17 protein-coding genes are annotated in these 23,969 nt (G+C 55.9%); 7 read left to right on the forward strand and 10 right to left on the reverse strand.

Translation table 11 applies throughout. The annotated features are described in order from the left end of the window. The first annotated feature begins 28 nt into the window (after window positions 1-28). Window positions 29-844: a 4-hydroxy-tetrahydrodipicolinate reductase gene (dapB, locus tag AC6I8E_RS02990; protein ID WP_497824412.1), complete on the forward strand. Its 816-nt coding sequence runs from the start codon at window positions 29-31 to the stop codon at window positions 842-844. 186 nt (window positions 845-1,030) lie between these two features. Here dapB and AC6I8E_RS02995 read toward each other — a convergent pair whose 3' ends face one another. Next, entirely contained in the window at window positions 1,031-1,198 is a 168-nt protein-coding gene (locus tag AC6I8E_RS02995) for a hypothetical protein (protein WP_497824413.1), read from the reverse strand. A gap of 115 nt (window positions 1,199-1,313) precedes the next feature. Here AC6I8E_RS02995 and carA point away from each other — a divergent pair, with 115 nt between their 5' ends. From carA to AC6I8E_RS03020, 5 genes are all read left to right on the forward strand, one after another. Continuing rightward, a complete protein-coding gene (carA, locus tag AC6I8E_RS03000) occupies window positions 1,314-2,462 on the forward strand; it encodes a glutamine-hydrolyzing carbamoyl-phosphate synthase small subunit (protein WP_013356732.1) in 1,149 nt (382 codons plus the stop codon). Window positions 2,463-2,476: 14 nt separating this feature from the next. After that, window positions 2,477-5,704, forward strand: a complete 3,228-nt coding sequence (carB, locus tag AC6I8E_RS03005) for a carbamoyl-phosphate synthase large subunit (protein WP_013356733.1) — start codon at window positions 2,477-2,479, stop codon at window positions 5,702-5,704. 252 nt (window positions 5,705-5,956) lie between these two features. Then, the gene (locus AC6I8E_RS03010; protein WP_497824414.1) at window positions 5,957-7,096 is read left to right on the forward strand and encodes a porin; all 1,140 of its coding nucleotides are present in this window, start codon (window positions 5,957-5,959) and stop codon (window positions 7,094-7,096) included. A gap of 235 nt (window positions 7,097-7,331) precedes the next feature. Then, window positions 7,332-7,814, forward strand: a complete 483-nt coding sequence (folA, locus tag AC6I8E_RS03015; RefSeq protein ID WP_013356735.1) for a type 3 dihydrofolate reductase — start codon at window positions 7,332-7,334, stop codon at window positions 7,812-7,814. Window positions 7,815-7,904: 90 nt separating this feature from the next. Continuing rightward, complete coding sequence (locus AC6I8E_RS03020; RefSeq protein ID WP_418162463.1) at window positions 7,905-9,788, forward strand: PhoX family protein; 1,884 nt, start codon at window positions 7,905-7,907, stop codon at window positions 9,786-9,788. A gap of 35 nt (window positions 9,789-9,823) precedes the next feature. On the opposite strand, the gene apaH is transcribed toward AC6I8E_RS03020, so the two are convergent. From apaH to lptD, 6 genes are read right to left on the reverse strand one after another with little or no spacing between them, the layout of a single operon-like run. Then, complete coding sequence (apaH, locus tag AC6I8E_RS03025) at window positions 9,824-10,681, reverse strand: bis(5'-nucleosyl)-tetraphosphatase (symmetrical) ApaH (RefSeq protein WP_418162462.1); 858 nt, start codon at window positions 10,679-10,681, stop codon at window positions 9,824-9,826. 53 nt (window positions 10,682-10,734) lie between these two features. After that, window positions 10,735-11,112 (reverse strand): Co2+/Mg2+ efflux facilitator ApaG/CorD, encoded by a 378-nt coding sequence (apaG, locus tag AC6I8E_RS03030; RefSeq protein ID WP_013356738.1) that lies wholly within the window; start codon window positions 11,110-11,112, stop codon window positions 10,735-10,737. 3 nt (window positions 11,113-11,115) lie between these two features. Further along, entirely contained in the window at window positions 11,116-11,937 is an 822-nt protein-coding gene (gene rsmA, locus AC6I8E_RS03035) for a 16S rRNA (adenine(1518)-N(6)/adenine(1519)-N(6))-dimethyltransferase RsmA (protein ID WP_033781836.1), read from the reverse strand. Further along, window positions 11,930-12,922 (reverse strand): 4-hydroxythreonine-4-phosphate dehydrogenase PdxA, encoded by a 993-nt coding sequence (gene pdxA, locus AC6I8E_RS03040; protein WP_418162460.1) that lies wholly within the window; start codon window positions 12,920-12,922, stop codon window positions 11,930-11,932. The genes rsmA and pdxA overlap by 8 nt, the downstream gene beginning before the upstream one ends. After that, the gene (surA, locus tag AC6I8E_RS03045; RefSeq protein WP_033781838.1) at window positions 12,912-14,207 is read right to left on the reverse strand and encodes a peptidylprolyl isomerase SurA; all 1,296 of its coding nucleotides are present in this window, start codon (window positions 14,205-14,207) and stop codon (window positions 12,912-12,914) included. Before surA ends, pdxA begins: the two co-directional genes overlap by 11 nt. 54 nt (window positions 14,208-14,261) lie before the next feature. Further along, window positions 14,262-16,637 (reverse strand): LPS assembly protein LptD, encoded by a 2,376-nt coding sequence (lptD, locus tag AC6I8E_RS03050; protein WP_230299973.1) that lies wholly within the window; start codon window positions 16,635-16,637, stop codon window positions 14,262-14,264. Between the two features lie 182 nt (window positions 16,638-16,819). On the opposite strand from lptD, the gene djlA reads away from it, so the two are divergent. Further along, entirely contained in the window at window positions 16,820-17,629 is an 810-nt protein-coding gene (djlA, locus tag AC6I8E_RS03055; RefSeq protein ID WP_013356743.1) for a co-chaperone DjlA, read from the forward strand. Window positions 17,630-17,688: 59 nt separating this feature from the next. Here the strand turns inward: djlA and rluA are convergent, their stop codons facing one another. From rluA to polB, 3 genes are all read right to left on the reverse strand, one after another. Continuing rightward, window positions 17,689-18,342 carry a bifunctional tRNA pseudouridine(32) synthase/23S rRNA pseudouridine(746) synthase RluA gene (rluA, locus tag AC6I8E_RS03060; RefSeq protein ID WP_013356744.1) on the reverse strand — a complete coding sequence of 218 codons (654 nt, stop codon included), beginning with the start codon at window positions 18,340-18,342 and terminating at the stop codon, window positions 17,689-17,691. Between the two features lie 39 nt (window positions 18,343-18,381). Next, window positions 18,382-21,288: an RNA polymerase-associated protein RapA gene (gene rapA, locus AC6I8E_RS03065; protein WP_013356745.1), complete on the reverse strand. Its 2,907-nt coding sequence runs from the start codon at window positions 21,286-21,288 to the stop codon at window positions 18,382-18,384. Between the two features lie 153 nt (window positions 21,289-21,441). Continuing rightward, window positions 21,442-23,802, reverse strand: coding sequence for a DNA polymerase II (polB, locus tag AC6I8E_RS03070; protein ID WP_095706209.1), 2,361 nt, complete (start codon window positions 23,800-23,802; stop codon window positions 21,442-21,444). Between the last annotated feature and the right edge of the window lie 167 nt (window positions 23,803-23,969).

Here is a 23,969-nt window from a genome sequence, read left to right on the forward strand (position 1 = left end):
CATAGTTTTGTTTTAGGAATGAATAAATATGAGCACTATCCGCATTGCTATTGTGGGCGCGCCAGGCCGAATGGGCCGTAATCTGATTCAGGCGACGCAGCAGGCAGAGGGCACAGAACTGGGTGCCGCACTGGCACGCCCGGGTTCATCGCTGACCGGCAGCGACGCTGGTGAATTAGCGGGCATCGGCAAGAACGGCATTCTTATCGCTGACGATTTACGCGCGGTGATAAACGACTTTGATGTGCTAATCGACTTCACCCGCCCGGAGGGCACGCTGGAGTATATGGCGATCTGCCGTGAGCAGGGTAAAGCGATGGTCATTGGCACTACCGGTTTTGATGAGGCAGGCAAAGCGGCCATTCGCGCGGCGGCAGAAGATATCGCCATCGTGTTCGCTGCGAACTTCAGTGTGGGGGTTAACCTGGTGCTGAAGCTGCTGGAGAAGGCCGCTAAAGTGATGGGTGAGTACGCGGACATTGAGATCGTTGAAGCACACCACCGTCATAAAGTGGATGCGCCGTCTGGCACCGCGCTGGCGATGGGAGAGGCGATAGCCGATGCGATGCAGTGGAAACTGGATGAGCATGCAGTCTATACGCGTGAAGGCCACACGGGTGAACGCCAGCCGCAGACCATCGGTTTTGCAACGGTGCGCGCAGGTGACATTGTCGGTGAGCATACAGCGATGTTTGCAGATATTGGCGAGCGGATAGAGATAACCCACAAGGCTTCGAGTCGTATGACCTTTGCAAATGGTGCAGTTAAGTCAGCTTTATGGCTGAATGATAAAAAATCTGGCCTGTTTGATATGCGGGATGTGCTGGATTTGTCGATGTTGTAAGTGTTGTGAGCCATCGTGATGTGGTTATTTCAATCGGTAATTGATTGATTGAAAAGGGGCAATGTTTTCATTGCCCTTAATTTTATCTGAAAAATACCATTCCGATTTAAAATATTCATCTGATGCTCATTTGTATCTGTTTTCCAGGTTTAGCAGCCCGGTGAAACACCATTTTTGACCATTTGGTCAAAAATAAAGGCCCTGCTGCGCCGGTTTCGTTTTTATGCTGCCTGGCAAACGATTATTCCGCCGGGTTTTCCCCTCTTTTTGCCGCTTATACCCATTTTTTTCCTCATAAGGCAGATAATCATTAAAAAATACCGCTTCAGGGTAGACAATGACCAGGGCGATCATTAGAATGCGCGCAATTTGCCAAAAATCGACAATTCAGGCGGTTTTTGCATTGATTCAGGCGGCTATTTTGAATTAATATGCAGATATATTGACTGTTTATTCCCTGGAGGATGTTTTGATCAAGTCAGCAATCCTGGTTCTGGAAGACGGAACCCAATTCCACGGTCGGGCCATCGGGGCAACAGGTTCGGCAGTGGGAGAAGTCGTTTTCAACACTTCAATGACCGGTTATCAAGAAATCCTCACTGATCCTTCCTATTCCCGCCAAATCGTTACTCTCACTTATCCCCATATCGGTAATGTCGGTGCCAATGCCGCCGATGAAGAATCCAGCCAGATTCACGCGCAAGGCCTGGTTATTCGTGACCTGCCGCTGATTGCCAGCAACTTCCGTAGCGAAGAGGGCTTATCGGCTTACCTGCAGCGCAACAACATCGTGGCGATTGCCGATATCGATACCCGCAAGCTGACGCGCTTGCTGCGTGAGAAAGGGGCGCAGAACGGCTGCATTATTGCTGGCGACAATCCGGATGCTGCGCTGGCGCTGCAAAAAGCCCAGGCGTTCCCGGGACTGAAAGGAATGGATCTGGCGAAAGAGGTCTGCACCACGGAGACTTACAGCTGGCAGCAGGGCAGCTGGACGCTGGACGCGGGTCTGCCAGAGCAGGCTACTGCGGAGTCGCTGCCTTACCATGTGGTGGCTTACGACTACGGCGCTAAGCGCAACATCCTGCGCATGCTGGTTGATCGCGGCTGCCGTCTGACCGTGGTTCCGGCACAGACACCTGCCGAAGAGGTGCTGAAGCTGAACCCGGATGGCATTTTCCTCTCCAACGGTCCTGGCGACCCGGAGCCGTGCGACTACGCCATCAGCGCGATTCAGGCCTTCCTGAAAACCGAGATCCCGGTGTTCGGTATCTGCCTGGGTCATCAGTTGCTGGCGCTGGCCAGCGGGGCTAAGACCGTGAAGATGAAGCTCGGTCACCACGGCGGCAACCATCCGGTGAAAGATCTCGAAAACAATCGCGTCATGATCACCGCCCAGAACCACGGTTTTGCAGTCGATGAGAACAATCTGCCTGCGAACCTGCGTGTCACCCACATTTCGTTGTTCGATAAAACCGTGCAGGGTATTCACCGCACTGACAAGCCCGCATTCAGCTTCCAGGGACACCCGGAAGCCAGCCCTGGACCGGGTGATGCTGCGCCGCTGTTTGACCACTTTATTGAATTGATTGACACATTCCGTCTGCAAGCGAAGTAATCAGGAGCTAATTCATGCCAAAACGTACAGACCTAAAATCCATCCTGATTCTTGGTGCCGGTCCGATTGTGATCGGCCAGGCCTGCGAATTTGACTATTCCGGTGCGCAGGCGTGTAAAGCGCTGCGTGAAGAGGGCTACCGCGTCATTCTGGTGAACTCTAACCCGGCGACGATTATGACCGACCCGGAAATGGCCGATGCAACCTACATTGAGCCGATTCACTGGGAAGTGGTGCGCAAAATCATCGAAAAAGAGCGCCCGGATGCGGTGCTGCCAACGATGGGCGGACAGACAGCGCTGAACTGTGCGCTGGAGCTGGAACGCCATGGCGTGCTGGAAGAGTTTGGCGTCACCATGATTGGCGCGACCGCTGATGCGATCGACAAAGCGGAAGATCGTCGTCGCTTCGACGTGGCGATGAAAAGTATCGGTCTGGATACCGCGCGCTCCGGCATTGCGCACACCATGGAAGAAGCGCTGGCCGTGGCGGAAGATGTTGGCTTCCCGTGCATCATCCGCCCCTCCTTTACCATGGGCGGCACCGGTGGCGGCATCGCCTATAACCGCGAAGAGTTTGAAGAGATTTGCGAACGCGGTCTCGACCTCTCACCAACCAATGAGCTGCTGATTGATGAGTCGCTGATTGGCTGGAAAGAGTATGAAATGGAAGTGGTGCGCGATAAGAACGATAACTGCATCATCGTCTGCTCCATTGAAAACTTCGACGCGATGGGCATTCACACCGGTGACTCCATCACGGTCGCACCTGCCCAGACGCTGACCGATAAAGAATATCAGATCATGCGTAACGCCTCGCTGGCGGTACTGCGTGAAATCGGTGTTGAAACCGGCGGCTCCAACGTGCAGTTCTCGGTTAACCCGAAAGATGGTCGCCTGATTGTCATCGAGATGAACCCACGCGTATCGCGCTCCTCGGCGCTGGCCTCAAAAGCAACGGGCTTCCCGATTGCGAAAGTGGCGGCCAAACTGGCGGTGGGCTATACCCTCGATGAGCTGATGAACGATATCACCGGCGGTTTAACGCCAGCCTCGTTCGAGCCGTCAATCGACTACGTCGTCACCAAGATCCCGCGTTTCAACTTTGAAAAATTTGCCGGTGCCAACGATCGCCTGACCACGCAGATGAAGTCAGTCGGTGAAGTGATGGCGATTGGCCGCACATTCCAGGAATCGATGCAGAAAGCGCTGCGCGGTCTGGAAGTGGGCGCTAATGGCTTCGATCCGAAAGTGCACCTGGACGATCCGGAAGCGTTAACCCGCATCCGCCGCGAGCTGAAAGATGCCGGTTCAGACCGCATCTGGTACATCGCAGACGCTTTCCGCGCTGGCATGTCGGTTGATGGCGTGTTCAATCTGACCAACATTGACCGCTGGTTCCTGGTGCAGATTGAAGAGCTGGTGCGGCTTGAAGATCAGGTGGCAAGCGAAGGAGTGAATAGCCTGGATGCCACGTTCCTGCGTACCCTGAAGCGCAAAGGCTTTGCTGATGCGCGGCTGGCGACGCTGGCGGGTGTGGCAGAGAGCGAAATCCGCAAGCTGCGTCAGCAGTTTAACCTGCACCCGGTTTATAAGCGTGTGGATACCTGTGCCGCCGAGTTCGCCACGGATACGGCCTACATGTACTCCACCTATGAGGAGGAGTGTGAAGCCAACCCGAGTCCGGATCGCGAAAAAATCATGATTCTGGGTGGTGGACCAAACCGTATCGGTCAGGGTATCGAATTCGACTACTGTTGCGTTCACGCCGCTCTGGCGCTTCGTGAAGATGGTTACCAGACCATTATGGTCAACTGTAACCCGGAAACGGTTTCGACCGATTATGACACCTCCGACCGCCTCTACTTTGAGCCGGTCACGCTGGAAGACGTGCTGGAGATTGTGCGGATTGAGCAGCCAAAAGGCGTCATCGTCCAGTATGGCGGTCAGACCCCGCTGAAACTGGCGCGTGCGCTGGAAGCCGCAGGCGTGCCGGTTATCGGCACCAGCCCGGACTCGATTGACCGTGCGGAAGACCGTGAACGTTTCCAGCAGGCGGTTGATCGCCTGAAACTGAAGCAACCGGCTAACGCCACGGTAGCGACGCTGGAACAGGCGGTCGAGAAAGCCGCTGGCCTGGGTTATCCGCTGGTGGTGCGTCCTTCTTATGTACTGGGCGGCCGTGCCATGGAGATCGTCTACGACGAGATCGACCTGAGACGCTACTTCCAGACGGCGGTTTCGGTTTCCAACGATGCGCCGGTACTGCTGGATCGCTTCCTTGATGATGCGGTTGAAGTGGATGTGGATGCGATTTGCGACGGTGAGCGTGTGCTGATTGGCGGTATCATGGAACACATTGAGCAGGCTGGCGTTCACTCCGGTGACTCCGCCTGTTCACTGCCGGCCTACACGCTGAATCAGGAGATTCAGAACGTGATGCGCCAGCAGGTTGAGAAGCTGGCGTTTGAGCTGAACGTTCGTGGCCTGATGAACGTTCAGTTCGCAGTGAAAGACAATGAAGTCTACCTGATCGAAGTTAACCCACGTGCGGCACGTACCGTTCCGTTCGTCTCTAAAGCGACCGGCGTACCGCTGGCGAAAGTGGCCGCGCGCGTGATGGCAGGTAAAACACTGGCAGAGCAGGGCGTCACGGAAGAGGTGATTCCACCTTACTACTCGGTCAAAGAAGTGGTTCTGCCGTTCAACAAGTTCCAGGGCGTTGACCCGATTCTGGGACCAGAAATGCGCTCTACCGGTGAAGTCATGGGCGTGGGCCGCACGTTCGCTGAGGCATTCTCCAAAGCGATGCTGGGTGCCCAGAGCAATATGAAGAAATCGGGCCGTGCGCTGCTGTCGGTGCGTGAAGGCGACAAGAAACGTATCGTCGACCTGGCTGCGAAGCTGCAGAAGTTTGGTTTCGAACTGGATGCGACCCACGGCACGGCAGTGGTGCTGGGCGAAGCGGGCATCAATCCCCGCCTGGTCAACAAGGTGCATGAAGGACGTCCACACATTCAGGACCGCCTGAAGAATGGCGAGTATAGCTACATCGTCAATACCACGGCGGGTCGTCAGGCGATTGAAGATTCGAAGCTGATTCGCCGCAGCGCACTGCAGTATAAAGTGCACTACGACACCACGCTGAACGGCGGCTTCGCCACTGCGATGGCGCTGAATGCTGACCCGACGGAACAGGTTATCTCCGTTCAGGAAATGCATGCCCAGATAAAGGCGATGTAAGACAATGTAGTGTGAAAAGCGGCTCCTGCGGGAGCCGTTTTTTTTGCCACTTATCTGGCGATAATCCGAATTTCAGGTTCAGGTAAAGCCAGGTATTTGCGTTAAAGTCACTGATTTGGCTTAATTTTTTAGCTTTAGGTGCGAATGTGGCCAGTTCGCACAAATTTATAAGATAAACACTTCCTGTGCGGATTTTTCGCCAGTACTATGCCTGCCGCTTATCACTGAAGCGTATCAGGACATAAATAAAAAATGAAAATGCGTACTTTTTCTCTGAGTGCAGTGGCTGCACTGATGGTTACTCTTCCTTTCGCCAGTCAGGCGGAAATTACCCTGTTAAAACAGGATCCGCAGGCAGGCGATCCGCTTAGCCGTCTTACCCTGAATGTTGGCGGCAGCATCCGTGCTCAGGTCAATCATCAGACCGGCGTGGGTGACAAATCCTACAAGCGTGACGGTTTCGATGGCGGCACCCGTTTCCGTTTCGGTGCGGATTACTACCTGTTTGATGACGTTAGCTGGATCAGCTACTACGAGCTGGGCGTTAACATCCCGGCAGTGTTCAGCTGGGATCGTCACTATGCCGATGGTGCCAATAACACCACGCGTCGCCAGCTCTACACCGGTCTGAAAAGCAAAACCTGGGGTCAGCTTACCTTTGGTCAGCAGAACAGCGTCTATTACGACACCGTGGGCGCCAAAACCGATATCTGGGATTACGATATGGTCGGCCAGGCACCGGGTAACGGAATCAACGGCGACTACGACGGCTCTTACCGCTCACGTAAACAGCTGAAGTATAAAAACAGCTTCGGCGACGCGGATGTCTACGCTTCTTATCTGTTCGAAGACAACGAGTATCTGCCAGGCAACGGCCTGCGCTATAAGCGCAAAGGCGGCGGCTCACTGGGCGTGGATTACCACATCACAGAGGATCTGAGCTGGGGCACGGCGTGGAACTACACCCGCGCGGCAATGCGTAACCCGAACAACGGCGACAGTCACGATTACGACCAGAACATTTACGGCACCGCACTGAGCTGGACACCAGGCAACTGGACGCTGTCAGCCGGTGGTGGGTGGTATGAAAACTTCATGACTACCAAACGCAAAGATGTCCATAACTACTTTGCCGGCGATGCGTGGGGCATTGAGTATTTCGCCGGTTACAAGATCCCGGTGGCGCAGTACGGTCTGAAAGCCGTCCAGCCTTATGTCATGGGTGACCGCATCGAGTATGCGACAGGCCGTGATTACCTGCGCATCGACAATGGCCTGGGTGTGACGCTGTTCCTCGACTATGGTTTCCGTGTTGATTACGAACATGTCTTCACCTCCAGCACTGATAACCTGGGTGATATGAATCTGGTGCGTCTGCGCTACGACTTCTGATAACTCTGACGGCTTCCCTTGGAAGCCGTTTTCTTTTGCGCACGCTTTTTGTGCCAGCCTGAGGCAAATCGCTGGCGTGCTGCAGCAAACTGACGCGATTACGCGGTGAAAAACGCTGCACAGGCCGTGAAAAACGGCGTCCTGAAAAGGTTTACGCAAATAGACCTTTCCCCCTATCGACGAAAGTTTCACCTTTACGTATCATGGCGCCAATTTTTTTCAGTGAGTGGTTAACATGATTAGTCTTATCGCGGCATTAGCAGCAGATCGCATTATTGGGATGGAGAACGCCATGCCGTGGGACCTGCCTGCAGATCTGGCGTGGTTCAAACGCAATACGCTGAAGAAACCGGTCATTATGGGCCGACTGACCTTTGAATCCATCGGGCGCCCGTTACCTGGCCGGCTGAACATCGTGGTCAGCAGTAAGCCAGGCACCACGGAAGGCGTCACCTGGGTTACGTCGCTGGATGAGGCGTTACAGGCAGCCGGTGATGCAGAAGAGATCATGGTGATTGGGGGTGGACGCGTCTACGAGCAGATGCTGAAGCGTGCCGATCGTCTCTATCTGACGCACATTGATGCGGAAGTGGAAGGCGATACGCAGTTCCCGGATTACGAGCCGGATGAGTGGCAGTCCACGTTCAGCGAATTCCACGACGCTGATGAGCAGAACTCCCACAGCTACTGCTTTGAGATCCTCGACCGTCGCCGTTAATCCTCTTCCAGCCCGGCTGTAACCTGGCTGTCATCTCTGTTTATTAGCATTGCTTCTTTTCTGGGAACGTCATAAAGGAAGCAATCAATAATGAAAACCGAACTCTCCGCATTAAGCACTGACCGCCTTCGTGATCCACATCGCCGTAAATTTCTTGCCGGTTCCGGTGCAATAGGGCTGACCGGCTTTCTCAGCGGCGGCCTGACGCTCTCATCCAGCGCACTGGCTCAGACGAAGCCTGTCGGCAGCCCACTGCTGGGCTTTCAGGCGATTGCTGCATCCACGGCCGATGAGGTTGTGGTCGCTCCCGGCTATCGTGCTGACGTGCTGATCTCCTGGGGTGATCCGCTGGTGAATGGCGCGGCCGCGTTTGACCCGCTGGGCAATAACAGCGCAGAAGAGCAGGAAAAGCAGTTCGGTGATAACAACGATGGCATGAGCTTCTTCGCCATTGATGAGCATCGCGGCGTGATGGCGATTAACAATGAGTATGTGAATGAGCCGACGCTGTTTGCCCACGGCGGCAGCAAAGCGACCAGCCTGGAAGATGTGAGGAAGTCACAGGCGGCACACGGCGTCTCCATTGTTGAAGTTAAACGGGGTGAAGACAATCGCTGGCAGGTGGTACGTCCTTCTGACTACAACCGCCGCATTACTGCCAATACGCCTATGCGGTTTTCCGGTCCGGCCGCCGGTGATAACGCGCTGAAGACCGCCGCCGATCCTCAGGGAATGCATGTCCTTGGCACCTTTGGTAACTGTGCCAACGGTAAAACGCCGTGGGGCACCTATCTCACCTGTGAAGAGAACTACGACACCTACTTTGGCACTCATCAGGCAGACTTTACCCCGACTCCACAGCAGAAGCGTTACACCCTGAATGCCGCCGAGCCGGAGCGCAACTGGTCTGACTTTGATCCCCGCTTCGATATCGCGAAAAATCCCAACGAATTTAATCGCCACGGCTGGATTGTCGAGATCGATCCCTTTGATCCTCACGCCGTGCCGGTCAAACGCACCGCGCTGGGCCGCTTTAAGCACGAGAACGCGGCTGTGACGGTCGCGAAAACAGGGCAACTGGTGGTTTACATGGGCGACGATGAGCGCGGCGAATATATCTATAAATATGTCTCCGACGACAAGGTCATCCCGGATGATGCCAAAGCCAGTCAGGGATTGCTGGATAAGGGCACGCTCTATGTGGCGCAGTTCAACGGCGATGCGCAGGGCACACCGCTGAAAGGCACCGGGCGCTGGCTGCCACTAAAGTGGGGCGAAAATGGACTCACCGCTGAGAAGGGCTTTAACAGTCAGGCTGATGTCCTGATCAATGCGCGTGCGGCGGCCGATGTGGTGAACGCCACGCGGATGGACCGGCCCGAATGGATTGCCGTTAACCCGCACGATGGCCGTGCCTACTGCACCCTGACCAACAATAACAAGCGCGGCAATGAGGGCATGCCGGTCAATGCGGCGAATCCGCGGCCCAAAAATATCTACGGTCAGATTATCCGCTGGGATGAAAAGGGTGATGCTACGGCACAGACCTTTGAGTGGGATATCTATGCGTTGTGCGGCAACCCGATAGCGCATCCCGAGGGGATCTATCGCGGCACACCCAACATCACTGCTGACAACACCTTTAACAGTCCGGATGGCCTGGGCTTTGATGCGCACGGGCGCTTATGGATCCTGACCGACGGCAAGTACAGCAACAAAGAGGATTATCAGGGGCAGGGGAATAATCAGATGCTGGTGGGTGATCCTGACAGCGGAGAGATCCGCCGCTTTATGGTCGGCCCCAAATCGTGCGAGCTGACCGGCATTACCTTCACGCCCGACTACAAAACATTGTTCGTGAACGTGCAGCATCCCGGTGAAGAGGGTGACTCGCACTTTCCCAATAACAGTCCACGCCCACGCTCATCGGTGATCATGATCACCCGTGAAGATGGCGGCATTATCGGCGCCTAAAACAGGATGCTGGCCTGACGGGCCAGCATCAAAGTTTACAGCGTGGGCGGTGCCAGACTGTCGCTGGAGGCCAGCGCTTTTTCGCGATTGGAAGGCTGCACGACATAACGCTGCGTTTCCCAGTTCAGCAGGGTCAGCGTTCCGCCCCAGCAGCAGCCGGTATCCAGACCGATAATGCCGTCTGGTGTTCCTTTGCCTTCCAGCGACGCCCAGTGACCAAACACGATGGTGTAGTCACGTGCGACCGGCCCCTCGATGTTAAACCAGGGTTTCAGCGGCGGAAGAGCGGATTCAGGGGCATCTTTGCAGATCATGTCCAGCTGGCCGTTGGGGAAGCAGTAACGCATGCGGGTCAGAGCGTTGGTGCTGAAGCGCAGACGCGCCAGTCCGGTCAAATCTTCACTCCAGTTGTTCGGCATGTCGCCATACATCGCATCCAGGAACAGCGGATAACTGTCGCTGGCGAGCACTGCTTCAACTTCACGCGCGCACTTTTTCGCAGTCTCAATATCCCACTGCGGCGTGATACCGGCGTGGCCCATCACCAGCTTTTTCTCTTCATCCACCTGCAACAGCGGCTGACGGCGCAGCCAGTTGATCAGCTCATCTGCATCGTCCGCTTCGAGCAGAGGCGTCAGGCGATCTTTAGGCTTGTTACGGCTGATCCCGGCGTAAACCGCCAGCAGATGCAAATCGTGATTGCCCAGCACCAGACGTACCGCGTCACCCAGCGATTTCACGTAGCGCAGGACCTCAAGGGAGCCCGGACCGCGTGCCACCAGGTCGCCGGTCAGCCACAGCGTATCCTGCTCAGGATTGAAATCGACCTGTTGCAGCAACGCACGTAATTCATCGTAGCAACCGTGAACATCGCCAATCAGGTATGTGCTCATAACGTTTTATCCATCAGGAAGGTGCCCGACTTAACGGGCAAAAAGCGTGTAAATCAATGAATGTGGGTCTGAATGGCGAGGCGGAACACCGGGATCTCGACGTGGAAAGTATCACCCTGTTCGTCGACCATCACATAATGTCCCTGCATGGTGCCCATCGGCGTTTCGATCACGGCACCGCTGGTGTACTGAAATTCATTGCCAGGCGCAATAAACGGCTGTTCACCGACCACACCTTCACCCTGAACTTCCGTTTCGCGGCCATTACCGTTGGTAATCAGCCAGTAACGTCCCAGCAGTTGCACGGAGGAACGGCCCAGATTGCGTATCGTAATGGTATAGGCGAAGACGTAGCGATCATCATCCGGTGAGGATTGTGAGGCGACGTACTGGCTTTGCACATGGACGGAGACGCGGGCCGTTTCACTCATGACTTACTCCTGCGATTTTCCCTGATGATTCGCCAGCCAGTTCGCCAGCTGACAATATTGCGCGACGGAGACGTTCTCGGCACGCAGGGTTGGATCTATGGATAACTCTTCCAGTGCCCCGGCAGCCACCATGTGGCTCAGGCTGTTGCGCAGCGTTTTGCGGCGCTGGCCGAATGCTTCCGTGGTAATACGGCTCAGGATGCGCACGTCGCTGACCGGATGAGGCGGTTCAGCAAACGGCACCAGCCGCACTACGGCCGAGTCCACTTTTGGTGGCGGCGTAAAGGAGTGCGGAGGCACTTCCAGCACCGGGATGACCTGGCAGTAATATTGCGCCATCACCGTCAGACGACCATATGCTTTACTTCCCGGACCGGCAACCAGACGGTTGACCACTTCTTTCTGCAGCATGAAGTGCATATCTTTGATCGAACCAGTATAGCTGAAAAGGTGGAACATCAGCGGGGTCGAAATATTGTACGGCAGGTTACCAAATACCCGCAGCGGCTGGCCTCTCTCCTGCGCCAGCGCGGCGAAGTCGAAGGTCATGGCATCCTGCTGGAAGATAGTCAGTTTCGGGCCAAGGAACGGATGGGTTTCCAGACGCGCAGCGAGGTCGCGGTCCAGTTCTATTACCGTTAATTTATCGAGGCGTTCGCCAACCGGCTCGGTTAAGGCACCCAGGCCCGGGCCGATTTCCACCAGCGCTTCGTCGCGCTGTGGATGGATGGCGGAGACAATGCTGTCGATAATGTACTGATCGTTCAGGAAGTTTTGCCCGAAACGTTTACGGGCGTAGTGCCCCTGATGGACGCGATTATTCATTACTGCTCTTGATCATAGTGATGGCGAGGTTAAGCGCCGTGATGAAGCTGCCCGGTTCAGCCTGACCCAGACCGGCGAGTTCTAGCGCGGTGCCGTGGTCAACGGAAGTCCGGATAAAGGGCAGGCCCAGGGTGATATTCACCGCCCGGCCAAACCCCTGAAATTTGAGTACTGGCAGGCCCTGGTCGTGATACATCGCCAGCACCGCATCGGCATACTGCAGATATTTAGGCTGGAAAAGGGTATCTGCAGGCAGTGGGCCGGTCAGATTAATGCCCTGCTGGCGCAGTTCGTTGAGTGCTGGCGTGATGGTCTCGATTTCTTCACGTCCCATGTGGCCACTTTCACCCGCATGAGGGTTAAGACCACAGACGTAAATATGCGGTTCGGCAATCGCAAATTTCTGCTGCAGATCGCGATGCAGAATCGTGATCACTTCATGCAGACAGTCGCGGGTGACCGCCGCAGGGACATCCTTCAGCGGCAGATGCGTAGTCGCCAGTGCAACTCGAAGCTCTTCTGTCGCCAGCATCATGACTACGCGATGGCCGCCAGCGCGATCGGCGAAGAATTCGGTATGGCCGGTAAAGGCGATGCCGGCATCATTAATAACACCTTTGTGTACCGGGCCGGTTATCAGGGCAGCAAATTCACCGTCGAGACAACCATCGCAGGCGCGTGCCAGCGTAGCCAGCACATAGTCGCTGTTGGCGACGCAGAGTTCACCTGGCGTAACCATCTCTGCCGTTTCAATGGGCAGGACAGTCAGCGTACCCGCCTGCTGCGGCTCTGCCGCCGCGTCAGGCTGGTAGGTCCGTAGCGTCAGCGGCAGACCAAGTTGGGCCGCACGCTGCTGCAACAGTGCTGGCGAGGCGCACACCACCAGTTCAACCGGCCACGACTGCTGAGCCAGCTGAACCGTGAGATCGGGACCAATCCCGGCAGGTTCGCCGGGCGTGATCACCACACGAAGATTACTGCGCATTGCCATCCAGAATTTTCACGTAGGCGCTGGCGCGTTGTTCCTGCATCCAGGTCTGTGCTTCTTCCGCAAACTTACGGTTAAACAGCATACGGTAAGCACGCTCTTTCTGGGCGGCATCAGTTTTGTCCACCTGACGGCTGTCCAGCAACTGGATCAGATGCCAGCCGAAAGAGGAGTGAACCGGCTGGCTGGTCTGGCCTTTCTGCAGACGCAACAGCGCGTCGCGGAACGCCGGGTCGAAGGATTCCGGTGAGGTCCAGCCAAGATCGCCACCCTGGTTCGCCGAACCCGGGTCATCAGAGTACTGTTTAGCCGCCGCGGCGAAAGTAGTTTTGCCACTGCGAATATCAGCAGCGATCTGTTCCAGCTGCGCGCGTGCCTGGTCGTCTGTCAGAATCGGCGACGGCTTCAGCAGAATGTGACGTGAATGGACTTCGGTGACAGAGACATTTTTGCTCTCGCCACGCAGGTCGTTTACTTTCAGGATGTGGAAGCCGACACCGGAGCGAACGGGTCCGACGATATCGCCTTTTTTCGCGGTCGCCAGCGCCTGTGCAAACAGGGTTGGTAACTCTTCGATTTTACCCCAGCCCATGTTGCCGCCTTTCAGCGCCTGAGAGTCGGCAGAGTAGGTCACGGCCATCTTGCCGAAGTCAGCGCCATTTTTCAGTTCGCCAACCAGCTGTTTCGCCAGCGTTTCCTGCTCATCAACCTGCTGCTGCGTCGGGTTTTCCGGCAGCGGCAGCAGAATATGGCTGACATTCAGTTCGGTGCCCTGACTGTTCTGAGAGCCGATCTGGTTAGCCAGCGTATCGACTTCCTGCGGCAGAATGGTGACGCGACGACGTACTTCGTTGTTGCGCACTTCAGCAATGGTCATCTCTTTACGGATCTGAGAGCGATAAACGCTGTAGTTCATGCCGTCATAAGCCAGACGGCTGCGCAGCTGATCAAGGCTCATGCGGTTCTGCGCAGCGATGTTCTGAATCGCCTGGTCCAGTTGCTCGTCGCTGATCTGGATCCCTGCTTTTTCACCCATCTGCAGAATGATGTTGTCCATGATCTGACGTTCCAGAATCTGATGGCGCAACGTTTTATCATCCGGCAACTGCTGACCTGCCTGCTGGGCCTGAGATTTAACCGTGCCCATCATGCCATCCACGTCACTCTCAAGAACCACGCCGTTATTGACCACGGCTGCAACTTTATCAACGACTTGTGGTGCTGCGAACGCGGTGTTGGCACTGATTGCCACACCAAGAATCAGCATTCTCCAGTTCTTCATACTTTATCCATTGTTGGTTCCGCACTGCGGGATTGCCTGTCAAACATCACAACATCAGAAAGCGGGCTGGTAAGGGATAATGCCCTGACGCAGCATATCGTTGGTGCCTAAGCCATAGTTAGGACTCAGACCACGCAGCTCAATGTTGAATGAGATTTGGTTGTCATATTTACTGTCGTTGTTTTCCCAACCGTTAATTTTGCGTTCGTAACCGACCCGAATCGCGTAACAGCATGAGCTGTACTGCAGCCCAACCAGCTGCGACGCCGGACGCGTGTTGCGGGTATCGTAGTAGTAAGCACCTACCACAGACCATGCATCCGCAATCGGCCAGCTGGCCGTGGTGCCCACCTGTGAAATCCCGTTTTTAAAGATAGGGTTTGTCACCAGGCTGCTATCGTTCAGCGCGGTCGCTACATATTCCGGGCTGCTGTAACGGTAGCTCAGCTGTACCATGCGGTCGGCATCACGACGGTATTCCAGTACGGTATTGCCCTGGGAGACGTTGTCGAGTTTGGTGTCATATTGCAGCCCACCTCTGACGCCCCAGCGATCGCTGATTTTCCAGTATGTATCACCAGCCCAAATCAGGCTGCCGGTATCATCTTCTTTACTGGTTTGATTCACACCAGTACGAGAAGGGGTAAACGAGTAGATTTGACCCACAGAAACGTTAAAACGTTCAACCAGATCGGTATCATAAATACGCGAGGTGACACCGGTAGCCACTTCATTGGCCGACGCGATGCGATCCAGCCCGCTATAAGTACGATCGCGGAACAGACCGGTGTAGTCGGTTTGCAGCAATGTTGAGTCGTAGGGATAGATGTTGCTCTGATTGCGATACGGGATATAGAGGTACTGCACGCGCGGTTCCAGTGTCTGGGTATAGCCCGCAGCCGAATTCATATCGCGGTCAAATACCAGCCGGCCATCCACTTTAAACTGCGGCAGGGTGCGGTTTACAGATTCATCCAGTTCGCCGCTCTTATCACCCCGGAGACCGTTAGCAGCGTTGTTATAGTAATCAACGTCAGTCTGCTGATAGTGGGTCGCCAGGAACTTCGCTTCGGTATCCAGGCTGGCCCAGCCATTGGAAAGTGGCAGATTCAGCGTTGGCTCAACATGCAAGCGGGTCGCCTCGGGATAGCGGCTGTTGACGTTGGTGAACTTCACCGCCTGGGCATAAACGCGGCCATCAAACGGGCCGATATCGTTCTGATAGAGATTAACGTCCAGCTGCGGCATCGCGCGATAGACATTATTGCTGGTGGTATTGCCAAATACCTGGAAATCTTTGGTGGAGAGCGTGGCGTCCCAGTTGGTGTCCGCATAGCCAACGCTGAATTTCTGCGTGGCGTAGTTGTCGGTCGAGCTGTAGTACTTCGAGTCGAGATCGTTGAAGTAATATTTGTCGCTGACTTTGGTATAGTCCGCGTTGAAACGCCAGTGCTGGTCATAAACACCCGCATGACGCCAGTAGAACAGCCAGCGATCGGAGCTGGCGCTTTCGGCGATGCCACGCTCTGATTTGTCGTTATCGTACTGTTTATCGGAGCCGAGGTAGTCGAACTCCACCAGACCGGCACCCAGCGTAGTCAGATAACGGAATTCATTTTCAAACTTCATGCCGCGCTTACTGATGTAGTGCGGCGTGATGGTCGCATCGGCCTGTGGCGCGATGTTCCAGTAGTAGGGCAGAACGAACTCAAAGCCGTTATTGCTGCCATATTTTGCGTTCGGGATCAGGAAACCGGACCGGCGGCGATCGCCAATCGGTAACTGCAGATAGGGGCTGTAGAACACCGGAACCGGACCGAGCTTAAAGCGAGCATTCCAGATCTCCGCCACTTCCTCTTCGCGATCCTGGATCACTTCTGAACCCACTACGCTCCAGCTGTTGGAGCCAGGCAGACAGGAGGTAAAGGTACCGTTTTCCAGAATGGTATAGCGGTTATCGCCGCGCAGCTTCATCTGATCGGCGGTACCACGTCCCTGACGATCCACCATCTGGTACTGACCATTCCAGACGTTGGTATCTTTGCTGTTCAGGTTTGACCAGGCTTTCGGACCTTTCAGGATGACCTGGTTGTCATCGTAGTGCACATTACCCAGGGCATCGACGGTACGCACGGGCGCGGTCTGACCTTCCTGCTGACGCTGATGAAGCTGAACTTCATCCGCCTGCATACGGCTGTTGCCCTGCTCAATGTTTACGTTGCCGGTAAAGACCGCATCATTGGGATAGTTTCCTTTCGCGGCATCGGAGTGAATGGTGACAGGCAGCTGGTTCGTATCACCGTTCACCAGCGGGCGGTTGTAACTCGGCACGCCTAACATACACTGCGACATCAAATCGTCGGCAAAGGCTTGCTGGCTAATGGCTGCGCCGATCAGTGTGGCCAGCAGAGTAGGTATATGTTTTTTCATACGCGGTATCGAGAATTCCATGAAAACTGGCATCATGCCGACAATCGGGTCAGAGACTAACTTACTGCCCGGCGTTGCGCCAGTGTTAATCCTGGTCTGTCAGCGTTGCCGTTAGGCGCTGAGATAAATGACAGGTATGATAATGCAATTTTCAGCCGCAAGCATGGCGAATTGAGGAGTTTATGCGCTACTGGGGAAAAGTTATGGGTCTGGCGGTGGGATTACTTTCTGGCGCAGGCTTTTGGGGTATTGTGATCGGTTTGATCATTGGCCATATGATTGACAAAGTACGCGGCGCACAAGGCAAGGCTTACTTCTCAAATAATCAGACCCGACAGACGCTGTTTTTCAGCACCACCTTTCAGGTGATGGGCCATCTGACCAAGTCAAAAGGGCGCGTCACGGAAGCGGATATTCAGATTGCTTCGCTGTTAATGGAACGGATGCAGCTGCACGGTGACTCCCGCAGTGCAGCCCAGCGCGCGTTTCGCGAAGGCAAGCAGGCAGATTACCCGTTACGCAGCAAATTGCGTGAACTGCGCAGCGCCTGTTTTGGCCGGTTCGATCTGATTCGGATGTTCCTGGAGATCCAGATTCAGGCCGCCTTTGCCGACGGTTCACTGCATCCCAATGAGCGTCAGGTGCTCTATGTGATTGCTGAAGAGCTGGGCATTTCACGGGTCCAGTTCGACCAGTTCCTGCGCATGATGGAAGGTGGTCAGCAGTTTGGCGGTGGTCAGCGCAGTTCTGGCGGTTTCCAGCAGGCGCAACGTGGCCCCACGCTGGAAGATGCCTGTAGCGTGCTGGGTGTGAAAAGCAGTGATGACGCCACCACGATCAAACGCGCTTACCGTAAACTGATGAGCGAGCATCATCCCGACAAGCTGGTGGCGAAAGGGCTGCCGCCAGAGATGATGGAGATGGCGAAGCAGAAAGCGCAGGAAATTCAGGCGGCGTACGATCTGATTCGCAAAGAGAAAGGCTTTAAATAATCACTGTTTCCCCTGGCCTCTTCTGCAACAGAGGAGGCCAGGGTGACAGGTCGAACATCTCAAAAATCGGCGGGCTGACGAAACGTCATAGCATTACCAAATGCCGGATGGGTAATGGTCAGTGACTCCGCATGCAGCAGCAGACGGGCTGCCATCGCTTTGGCTTCCGGGTGCGCATAGAAGTTATCTCCCAGAATCGGATGGCCCAGCGCCAGCATATGCACCCGCAGCTGGTGTGAACGGCCGGTAATCGGCTTCAGCGACACGCGTGCACTGTTATCCGCACGATACTCCAGCACCTGATACTCCGTCTGCGCGGCTTTGCCGGTCTCGAAGCAGACCATCTGCTTTGGACGATTTGGCCAGTCACAAATCAGCGGCAGATCAACCAGTCCCTCTTCCTTTTCAGGATGTCCCCAGATACAGGCCACGTAGGTTTTGGAAGGCTCCCGTTCGCGGAACTGGCGTTTCAGCTCGCGTTCCGCCGCCTTGGTCAGCGCCACCACCATTACGCCGCTGGTCGCCATATCGAGTCGGTGGACCGACTCGGCCTGCGGGAAATCACGCTGTATCCGCGTCATCACGCTATCTTTGTGCTCATCCAGACGACCGGGTACTGAGAGCAGACCGCTGGGTTTATTTACCACCATGATATGCGCATCCTGATAAAGGATGTGCAGCCAGGGTTCACGCGGTGGATTGTAAGGTTCCATGGGGCTTTCCAAAAATAAGGGGCCATGTGGCCCCTGAGCTTACTGGTGTGTCACCACAATCAGGCGCAGCGCGTCGAGACGCCAGTTGGCCTGGTCGAGACTTTCCAGCACCTGTTCGCGGTTGCTTTCCAGCGCCTCAACTTCGTCGTCGCGGATGTTCGGGTTGACGGCTTTCAGCGCGTTAAGACGCGAAAGCTCGGCACCCAGCTTCTCGTTCGCTTCAGCACGTGCCGCATCAATCACCGCACGCGCTTCACTGACGACGCTCTCTTCGGCCTGCGTCAGAATCGCATGCACATCCTGCTGCACCGCATTCACCAGTTTACTGGCGGTGTGACGGTTAACCGCATTCAGCTGACGGTTAAAGCTTTCGAACTCCACTTTGCCTGCCAGGTTAGTACCTTTGGTATCCATCAGCAGACGGATTGGCGTCGGTGGCAGGAAGCGGGTCAGTTGCAGATGCTTCGGTGCCTGCGCTTCAACCACATAGATCAGCTCGACCAGCAGCGTCCCCACCGGCAGCGCCTTGTTCTTCAGCAGTGACAGTGCGCTGCTGCCGGTATCGCCTGACAGGATCAGATCCAGACCGTTACGGATCAGCGGGTGTTCCCAGGTAATGAACTGAGTATCCTCGCGTGACAGTGCCTGATCGCGGTTAAAGGTAATGGTGCAGCCATCTTCCGGCAGGCCAGGAAAATCGGGCACCAGCATGTGGTCGGAAGGGGTCAGCACGATCAGGTTATCGCTGCGATCTTCCTGATTGATGCCGACGATATCAAACAGGTTGAGCGCGAAGTTTACCAGACCGGTGTCGTTATCCTGCTCGCTGATAGCATTGGCCAGCAGCTGCGCCGATTCACCGCCGTTGGAGTTCAGTTCCAGCAGGCGATCGCGACCCTGTTCCAGCTGCGATTTCAGCGCGTCGTGCTGTTTACGGCAGTCAGTGATAAACGCATCGAAGCCTTCATTGTTCTCCGGCGCGGCCAGATAGCCGATCAGCTGTGAATGGACGCTGTCATAGATGGTACGGCCGGTCGGGCAGGTGTGCTCAAACGCGTCCAGCCCTTCGTGATACCAGCGCAGCAGCACCGCCTGTGCGGTCTGCTCCAGCCACGGCACCAGAATCTGAATATCGTGCGCCTGACCGATACGGTCCAGACGACCGATACGCTGCTCCAGCAGGTCCGGGTTAAACGGCAGGTCGAACATCACCAGACGGCTGGCAAACTGGAAGTTACGGCCTTCTGAACCGATCTCGGAGCACAGCAGCACCTGCGCGCCGTTCTCTTCTGAGGCGAACCAGGCGGCAGCACGGTCACGTTCAATGATCGACAGACCTTCGTGGAACACCGCGGCGCGGATGCCTTCACGTTCACGCAGCACCTGCTCCAGCTGCAGCGCGGTGGCGGCTTTGGCGCAGATCACCAGCACTTTCTCTTTACGGTTGCTGGTGAGATAGCCCATCAGCCATTCGACGCGCGGGTCGAAGTTCCACCAGGTCCCGCTGTCGCCCTCAAATTCCTGATAAATCTGCTCCGGGTAGAGCAGGTCACGCGCCCGCTCCTCGGCGCTTTTGCGCGTACCCATAATGCCGGAGACTTTAATCGCCGTCTGATACTGCGCAGGCAGCGGCAGGCGGATCTGGTGCAGCTCGCGTTTCGGGAAGCCTTTAACGCCATTACGGGTATTACGGAACAGTACGCGGCTGGTGCCGTGGCGATCCATCAGCATGGAGATCAGCTCCTGACGCGCCTCCAGCTTGCCATCACGGTCGCTGTTGGCGACCTGCAACAGCGGCTCAATGTCCTGCTCGCCGACCAGATCGTTGATCCGATTCATCTCCTCCTGGGAGATCGCGTTGTCCGCCAGCAGCGCCGTGACGGCATCAGCAATCGGACGGAAATGCTGCTGCTCTTCTACAAAGGCGGCAAAGTCATGGAAACGGTCCGGGTCGAGCAGGCGCAGACGGGCGAAGTGGCTCTCCATACCCAGCTGCTCTGGTGTTGCGGTCAGCAGCAGAACGCCGGCAGTTTTTTCGGCCAGCTTTTCGATAACCTGATATTCGCGGCTTGGCTCGCCTTCTGACCAGGCCAGATGGTGCGCTTCATCCACCACCAGCAGATCCCATTCGGCATCGGCCAGCATCTCAAGGCGCTGTTTGTTACGGCGCACAAAGTCCAGCGAGCAGATAATCAGCTGCTCCGTTTCAAACGGGTTATCGCTGTCGTGCTGCGCTTCGGTATAGCGATCGTCATCAAACAGCGCAAAGCGCAGGTTGAAGCGGCGCAGCATTTCGACCAGCCACTGGTGCTGTAAGGTTTCAGGCACCACGATCAGAACACGCTCAGCACGACCCGCCAGCAGCTGTTGCTGGATGATCATCCCGGCTTCAATAGTTTTACCCAGGCCAACTTCATCGGCCAGCAGCACGCGCGGCGCATGGCGACGGCCGACATCGTGGGCGATATGCAGTTGGTGAGGGATCAGGTTGGTGCGCATACCGCGTAAGCCGCTGATCGGCAGGCGGTACTGCTCGCTCTGGTATTTACGGGCGCGGAAGCGGAGGGCGAAACGATCCATCCGGTCGAGCTGGCCGGCAAACAGGCGATCCTGCGGCTTACTGAATACCAGCTTGCTGTCGAGCATCACTTCGCGCAGCATCACGTCGCTTTCTTCGGTATCCAGCCGGGTACCGATATAGGTCATCAGGTCATTTTCGTTGCGTACTTCATCGACGCGCATCTGCCAGCCTTCGTGGCTGGTGATGGTATCACCCGGATTAAAGATGACGCGGGTAACCGGCGAATCGTTGCGGGCGTAGAGGCGGTTTTCCCCCGTGGCCGGAAACAGCAGGGTGATCATGCGGGTATCGATCGCCACCACGGTGCCCAGTCCCAGTTCACTTTCCGTATCACTAATCCAGCGCTGACCTAATGTAAAAACCATATATTTTTTGCTCGAATTTTAACGTTTTTAGAGGTGTTCCCAAAGCTCAGGCAATAGCGTTACCGCCAGACAAACGAGGTCTGGAGCGGGAGTAAGAGCGGTGAGTTTCAGGAAGGGCGCTATGGTACTGGATGGCAGGGCGTTCGTCACCTGTCAAAAAAGCCCCAGTTGCCCTGTAATCAGTGTAGCAAAGTCCCCTTCAACAAAGGGCAGAATCCCCTCAGCGACCGGCTGAAGTTGCTTCGTTACATAGTGGTCATAGTCCAGCGGCGTGCTGCGCGCTTCCAGTGGTTCCGGGCCTGCCGTCGCCATAACGTAACGAATACGGCCTCCCTTCTGATACTGCAATGGCCGGTTTAATTTACGATTCTGCTCATCGGCCAGCCTGGCGGCACGCACATGCGGGGGCACGTTTCGTTCATATTCATTCAGCGGCCGCCGCAGACGCTTTTTATAGATCAGCTGATCGTCGAGTTCACCCGCCAGCAGCTGCGCTACGGTCGTGCGGATGTAGTCCTGCCACGGCTCACGGTGAAAAATGCGATGGTAGAGCTGCTGCTGAAACTGTTTGGCCAGCGGCGTCCAGTCGGTTCGCACCGACTCCAGCCCCTTGAAGACCATGCGCTCACCGGCAGCGTCACGAATCAGTCCGGCGTAGCGTTTCTTGCTGCCCTGTTCCGCGCCTCGAATGGTCGGCATCAGGAAGCGGCAGAAGTGGCTTTCATACTCCAGCTCCAGAGCGCTGGTCAGCCCCTGCGTCTGCTGGAGGTGGTCACGCCACCAGTCATTTACTTTCTGCACCAGCTGCTGACCAATCGTGGCAGCATCTTCTTCACTGTGCGCCGACTTCAGCCAGACAAAGGTGGAGTCGGTGTCGCCATAGATAACGTCATAGCCTTCCGCTTCAATCAGCGTGCGGGTCTGCTGCATGATGGCGTGACCGCGCAGGGTAATCGAGGAGGCGAGACGAGGATCGAAGAAGCGGCAGGCGCTGGTACCCAGCACGCCATAAAAGGCGTTCATGATAATCTTCAGCGCCTGAGACAGCGGCTGATTTTTCTGCTTTTTCGCTGCCTCACGACCCAGCCAGATCTGCTCAACAATCGCGGGCAGGCAATGGGTATGCCGTGAGAAACGCGCTTCGCGGAAACCTTCTACTGAATCGGCATCATCCGGATGGGCCAGTCCCTCTACCAGACCCACCGGGTCGATCAGGAAGGTGCGGATAATCGACGGATAGAGGCTTTTGTAATCCAGCACCAGCACCGAGTCATACAGGCCGGGGCGCGAATCCATCACATAGCCGCCCGGGCTGGCTTCCGGGGCGACATCGCCCATGTTCGGGGCGACAAACCCGGCGCGATGCATCCGCGGAATATAAAGATGACCAAAAGCCGCCACCGAACCGCCGTGGCGATCGACGGCCAGGCCATTCACCGCCGCACGCTCCAGCAGAAACGGCATAATTGCGGTTTTGTGAAAAATGCGCGTCACCAGCTCGCAGTCTTTCAGGTTGTAGCGTGCCAGCGCCGGTTTATCGTTGGCAAAGCGCCAGTTGATCTCCTCCATGCGATCCCAGGGATTATCAATCGCTTTTCCTTCACCCAGCAGCTGTTGCGACACCGACTCCAGGCTGAACGACGGAAAATCCCAGAACGCCGATTTCAGGGCGTCGATGCCATCGATAATTAACCGGCCGCTGGCCTGCGCGAAAAAAACGCCGGGCTTGAAGCCGTGTTCACGCCACTCCAGCGCGGCCTGCTGGCGGCCAAGACGCAGCGGTATGCCGTAGCGATCGGCATGCTTCTGCAGCACCCGCAGGTCAAACTGCACCACGTTCCAGCCAATCAGCACGTCCGGGTCATGCTCTGCAAACCACTGGTTCAGCGCTTCAAGCAGCTGCGGGCGGCTGTCGAGATAGATCAGCTCGAAGTCCAGCGCGCTGGCATCACCGTTTGGCGGGCCGAGCATAAAGACCTGGCGCTGACCGCAACCCTCCAGCCCGATGCAGTAAAGCTCGCCATGCTGCGTGGTTTCAATATCCAGTGAGACCCATTTCAGTGGCGGGCGATAGTCGGGGTGGGGTTTGAGCCGCGCATTGACCACGCTGTCGCCGCGCTGCTCGCCGTCAAACCAGACCGGGGCGGTAATAAAACGCTCCATCAGGTAGCGCTCCGGCGGGCGGATATCCGCCTCATAGACCGGGATGCCCTGTTCGCGCAGCCGCTTTTCGATGCGCTGTAGCTGACGGTTCTGCGGACAGTAGAGGCCAAAAACCGGGCGGCGGCGGAAATCTTTCAGCGCCAGCGACTGAATCCGAAACTGACGTTCATCTTTGAGTAATTCGCTGACCTGCGCCTGAAATTCCTCAGGAATAAACGCAACGGACTCCTGTACCGGCAGTACCACGCGCTGTGCGCCAGCATCCGTGGCGAGCCAGAGGATAATTTCGGTGCCTTGCGGGCTGTCGCGCCAGTGGCGGGTGAGCAGAAAACCTGCGCGGGCCATATTCAGATGTTCTCCGGACTCAGCAATTCAGGGATGAGAAAACTGCTTAAGTATATCATGGATATTTATACAGTTCCCGCCGCCGCTTTTGTCAACATTGTCCTACAATTCTTGCCTTGACGCTGTGTGGCTGGCTCTGGACAATCCAGCCTTCTGCTTTTACTTAGGATGAT

It is taken from the genome of Pantoea sp. X-Soil-YNGN-785 (assembly GCF_059730585.1).

Bases quoted from the DNA above. Each gene is read 5' to 3' on its own strand.
- dapB (WP_497824412.1), top strand. From the start codon at position 29: ATGAGCACTATCCGCATTGCTATTGTGGGCGCGCCAGGCCGAATGGGC.
- AC6I8E_RS02995 (WP_497824413.1), bottom strand. From the start codon at position 1,198: ATGATCGCCCTGGTCATTGTCTACCCTGAAGCGGTATTTTTTAATGAT.
- carB (WP_013356733.1), top strand. From the start codon at position 2,477: ATGCCAAAACGTACAGACCTAAAATCCATCCTGATTCTTGGTGCCGGT.
- AC6I8E_RS03010 (WP_497824414.1), top strand. From the start codon at position 5,957: ATGAAAATGCGTACTTTTTCTCTGAGTGCAGTGGCTGCACTGATGGTT.
- folA (WP_013356735.1), top strand. From the start codon at position 7,332: ATGATTAGTCTTATCGCGGCATTAGCAGCAGATCGCATTATTGGGATG.
- AC6I8E_RS03020 (WP_418162463.1), top strand. From the start codon at position 7,905: ATGAAAACCGAACTCTCCGCATTAAGCACTGACCGCCTTCGTGATCCA.
- apaH (WP_418162462.1), bottom strand. From the start codon at position 10,681: ATGAGCACATACCTGATTGGCGATGTTCACGGTTGCTACGATGAATTA.
- apaG (WP_013356738.1), bottom strand. From the start codon at position 11,112: ATGAGTGAAACGGCCCGCGTCTCCGTCCATGTGCAAAGCCAGTACGTC.
- rsmA (WP_033781836.1), bottom strand. From the start codon at position 11,937: ATGAATAATCGCGTCCATCAGGGGCACTACGCCCGTAAACGTTTCGGG.
- pdxA (WP_418162460.1), bottom strand. From the start codon at position 12,922: ATGCGCAGTAATCTTCGTGTGGTGATCACGCCCGGCGAACCTGCCGGG.
- surA (WP_033781838.1), bottom strand. From the start codon at position 14,207: ATGAAGAACTGGAGAATGCTGATTCTTGGTGTGGCAATCAGTGCCAAC.
- lptD (WP_230299973.1), bottom strand. From the start codon at position 16,637: ATGAAAAAACATATACCTACTCTGCTGGCCACACTGATCGGCGCAGCC.
- djlA (WP_013356743.1), top strand. From the start codon at position 16,820: ATGCGCTACTGGGGAAAAGTTATGGGTCTGGCGGTGGGATTACTTTCT.
- rluA (WP_013356744.1), bottom strand. From the start codon at position 18,342: ATGGAACCTTACAATCCACCGCGTGAACCCTGGCTGCACATCCTTTAT.
- rapA (WP_013356745.1), bottom strand. From the start codon at position 21,288: ATGGTTTTTACATTAGGTCAGCGCTGGATTAGTGATACGGAAAGTGAA.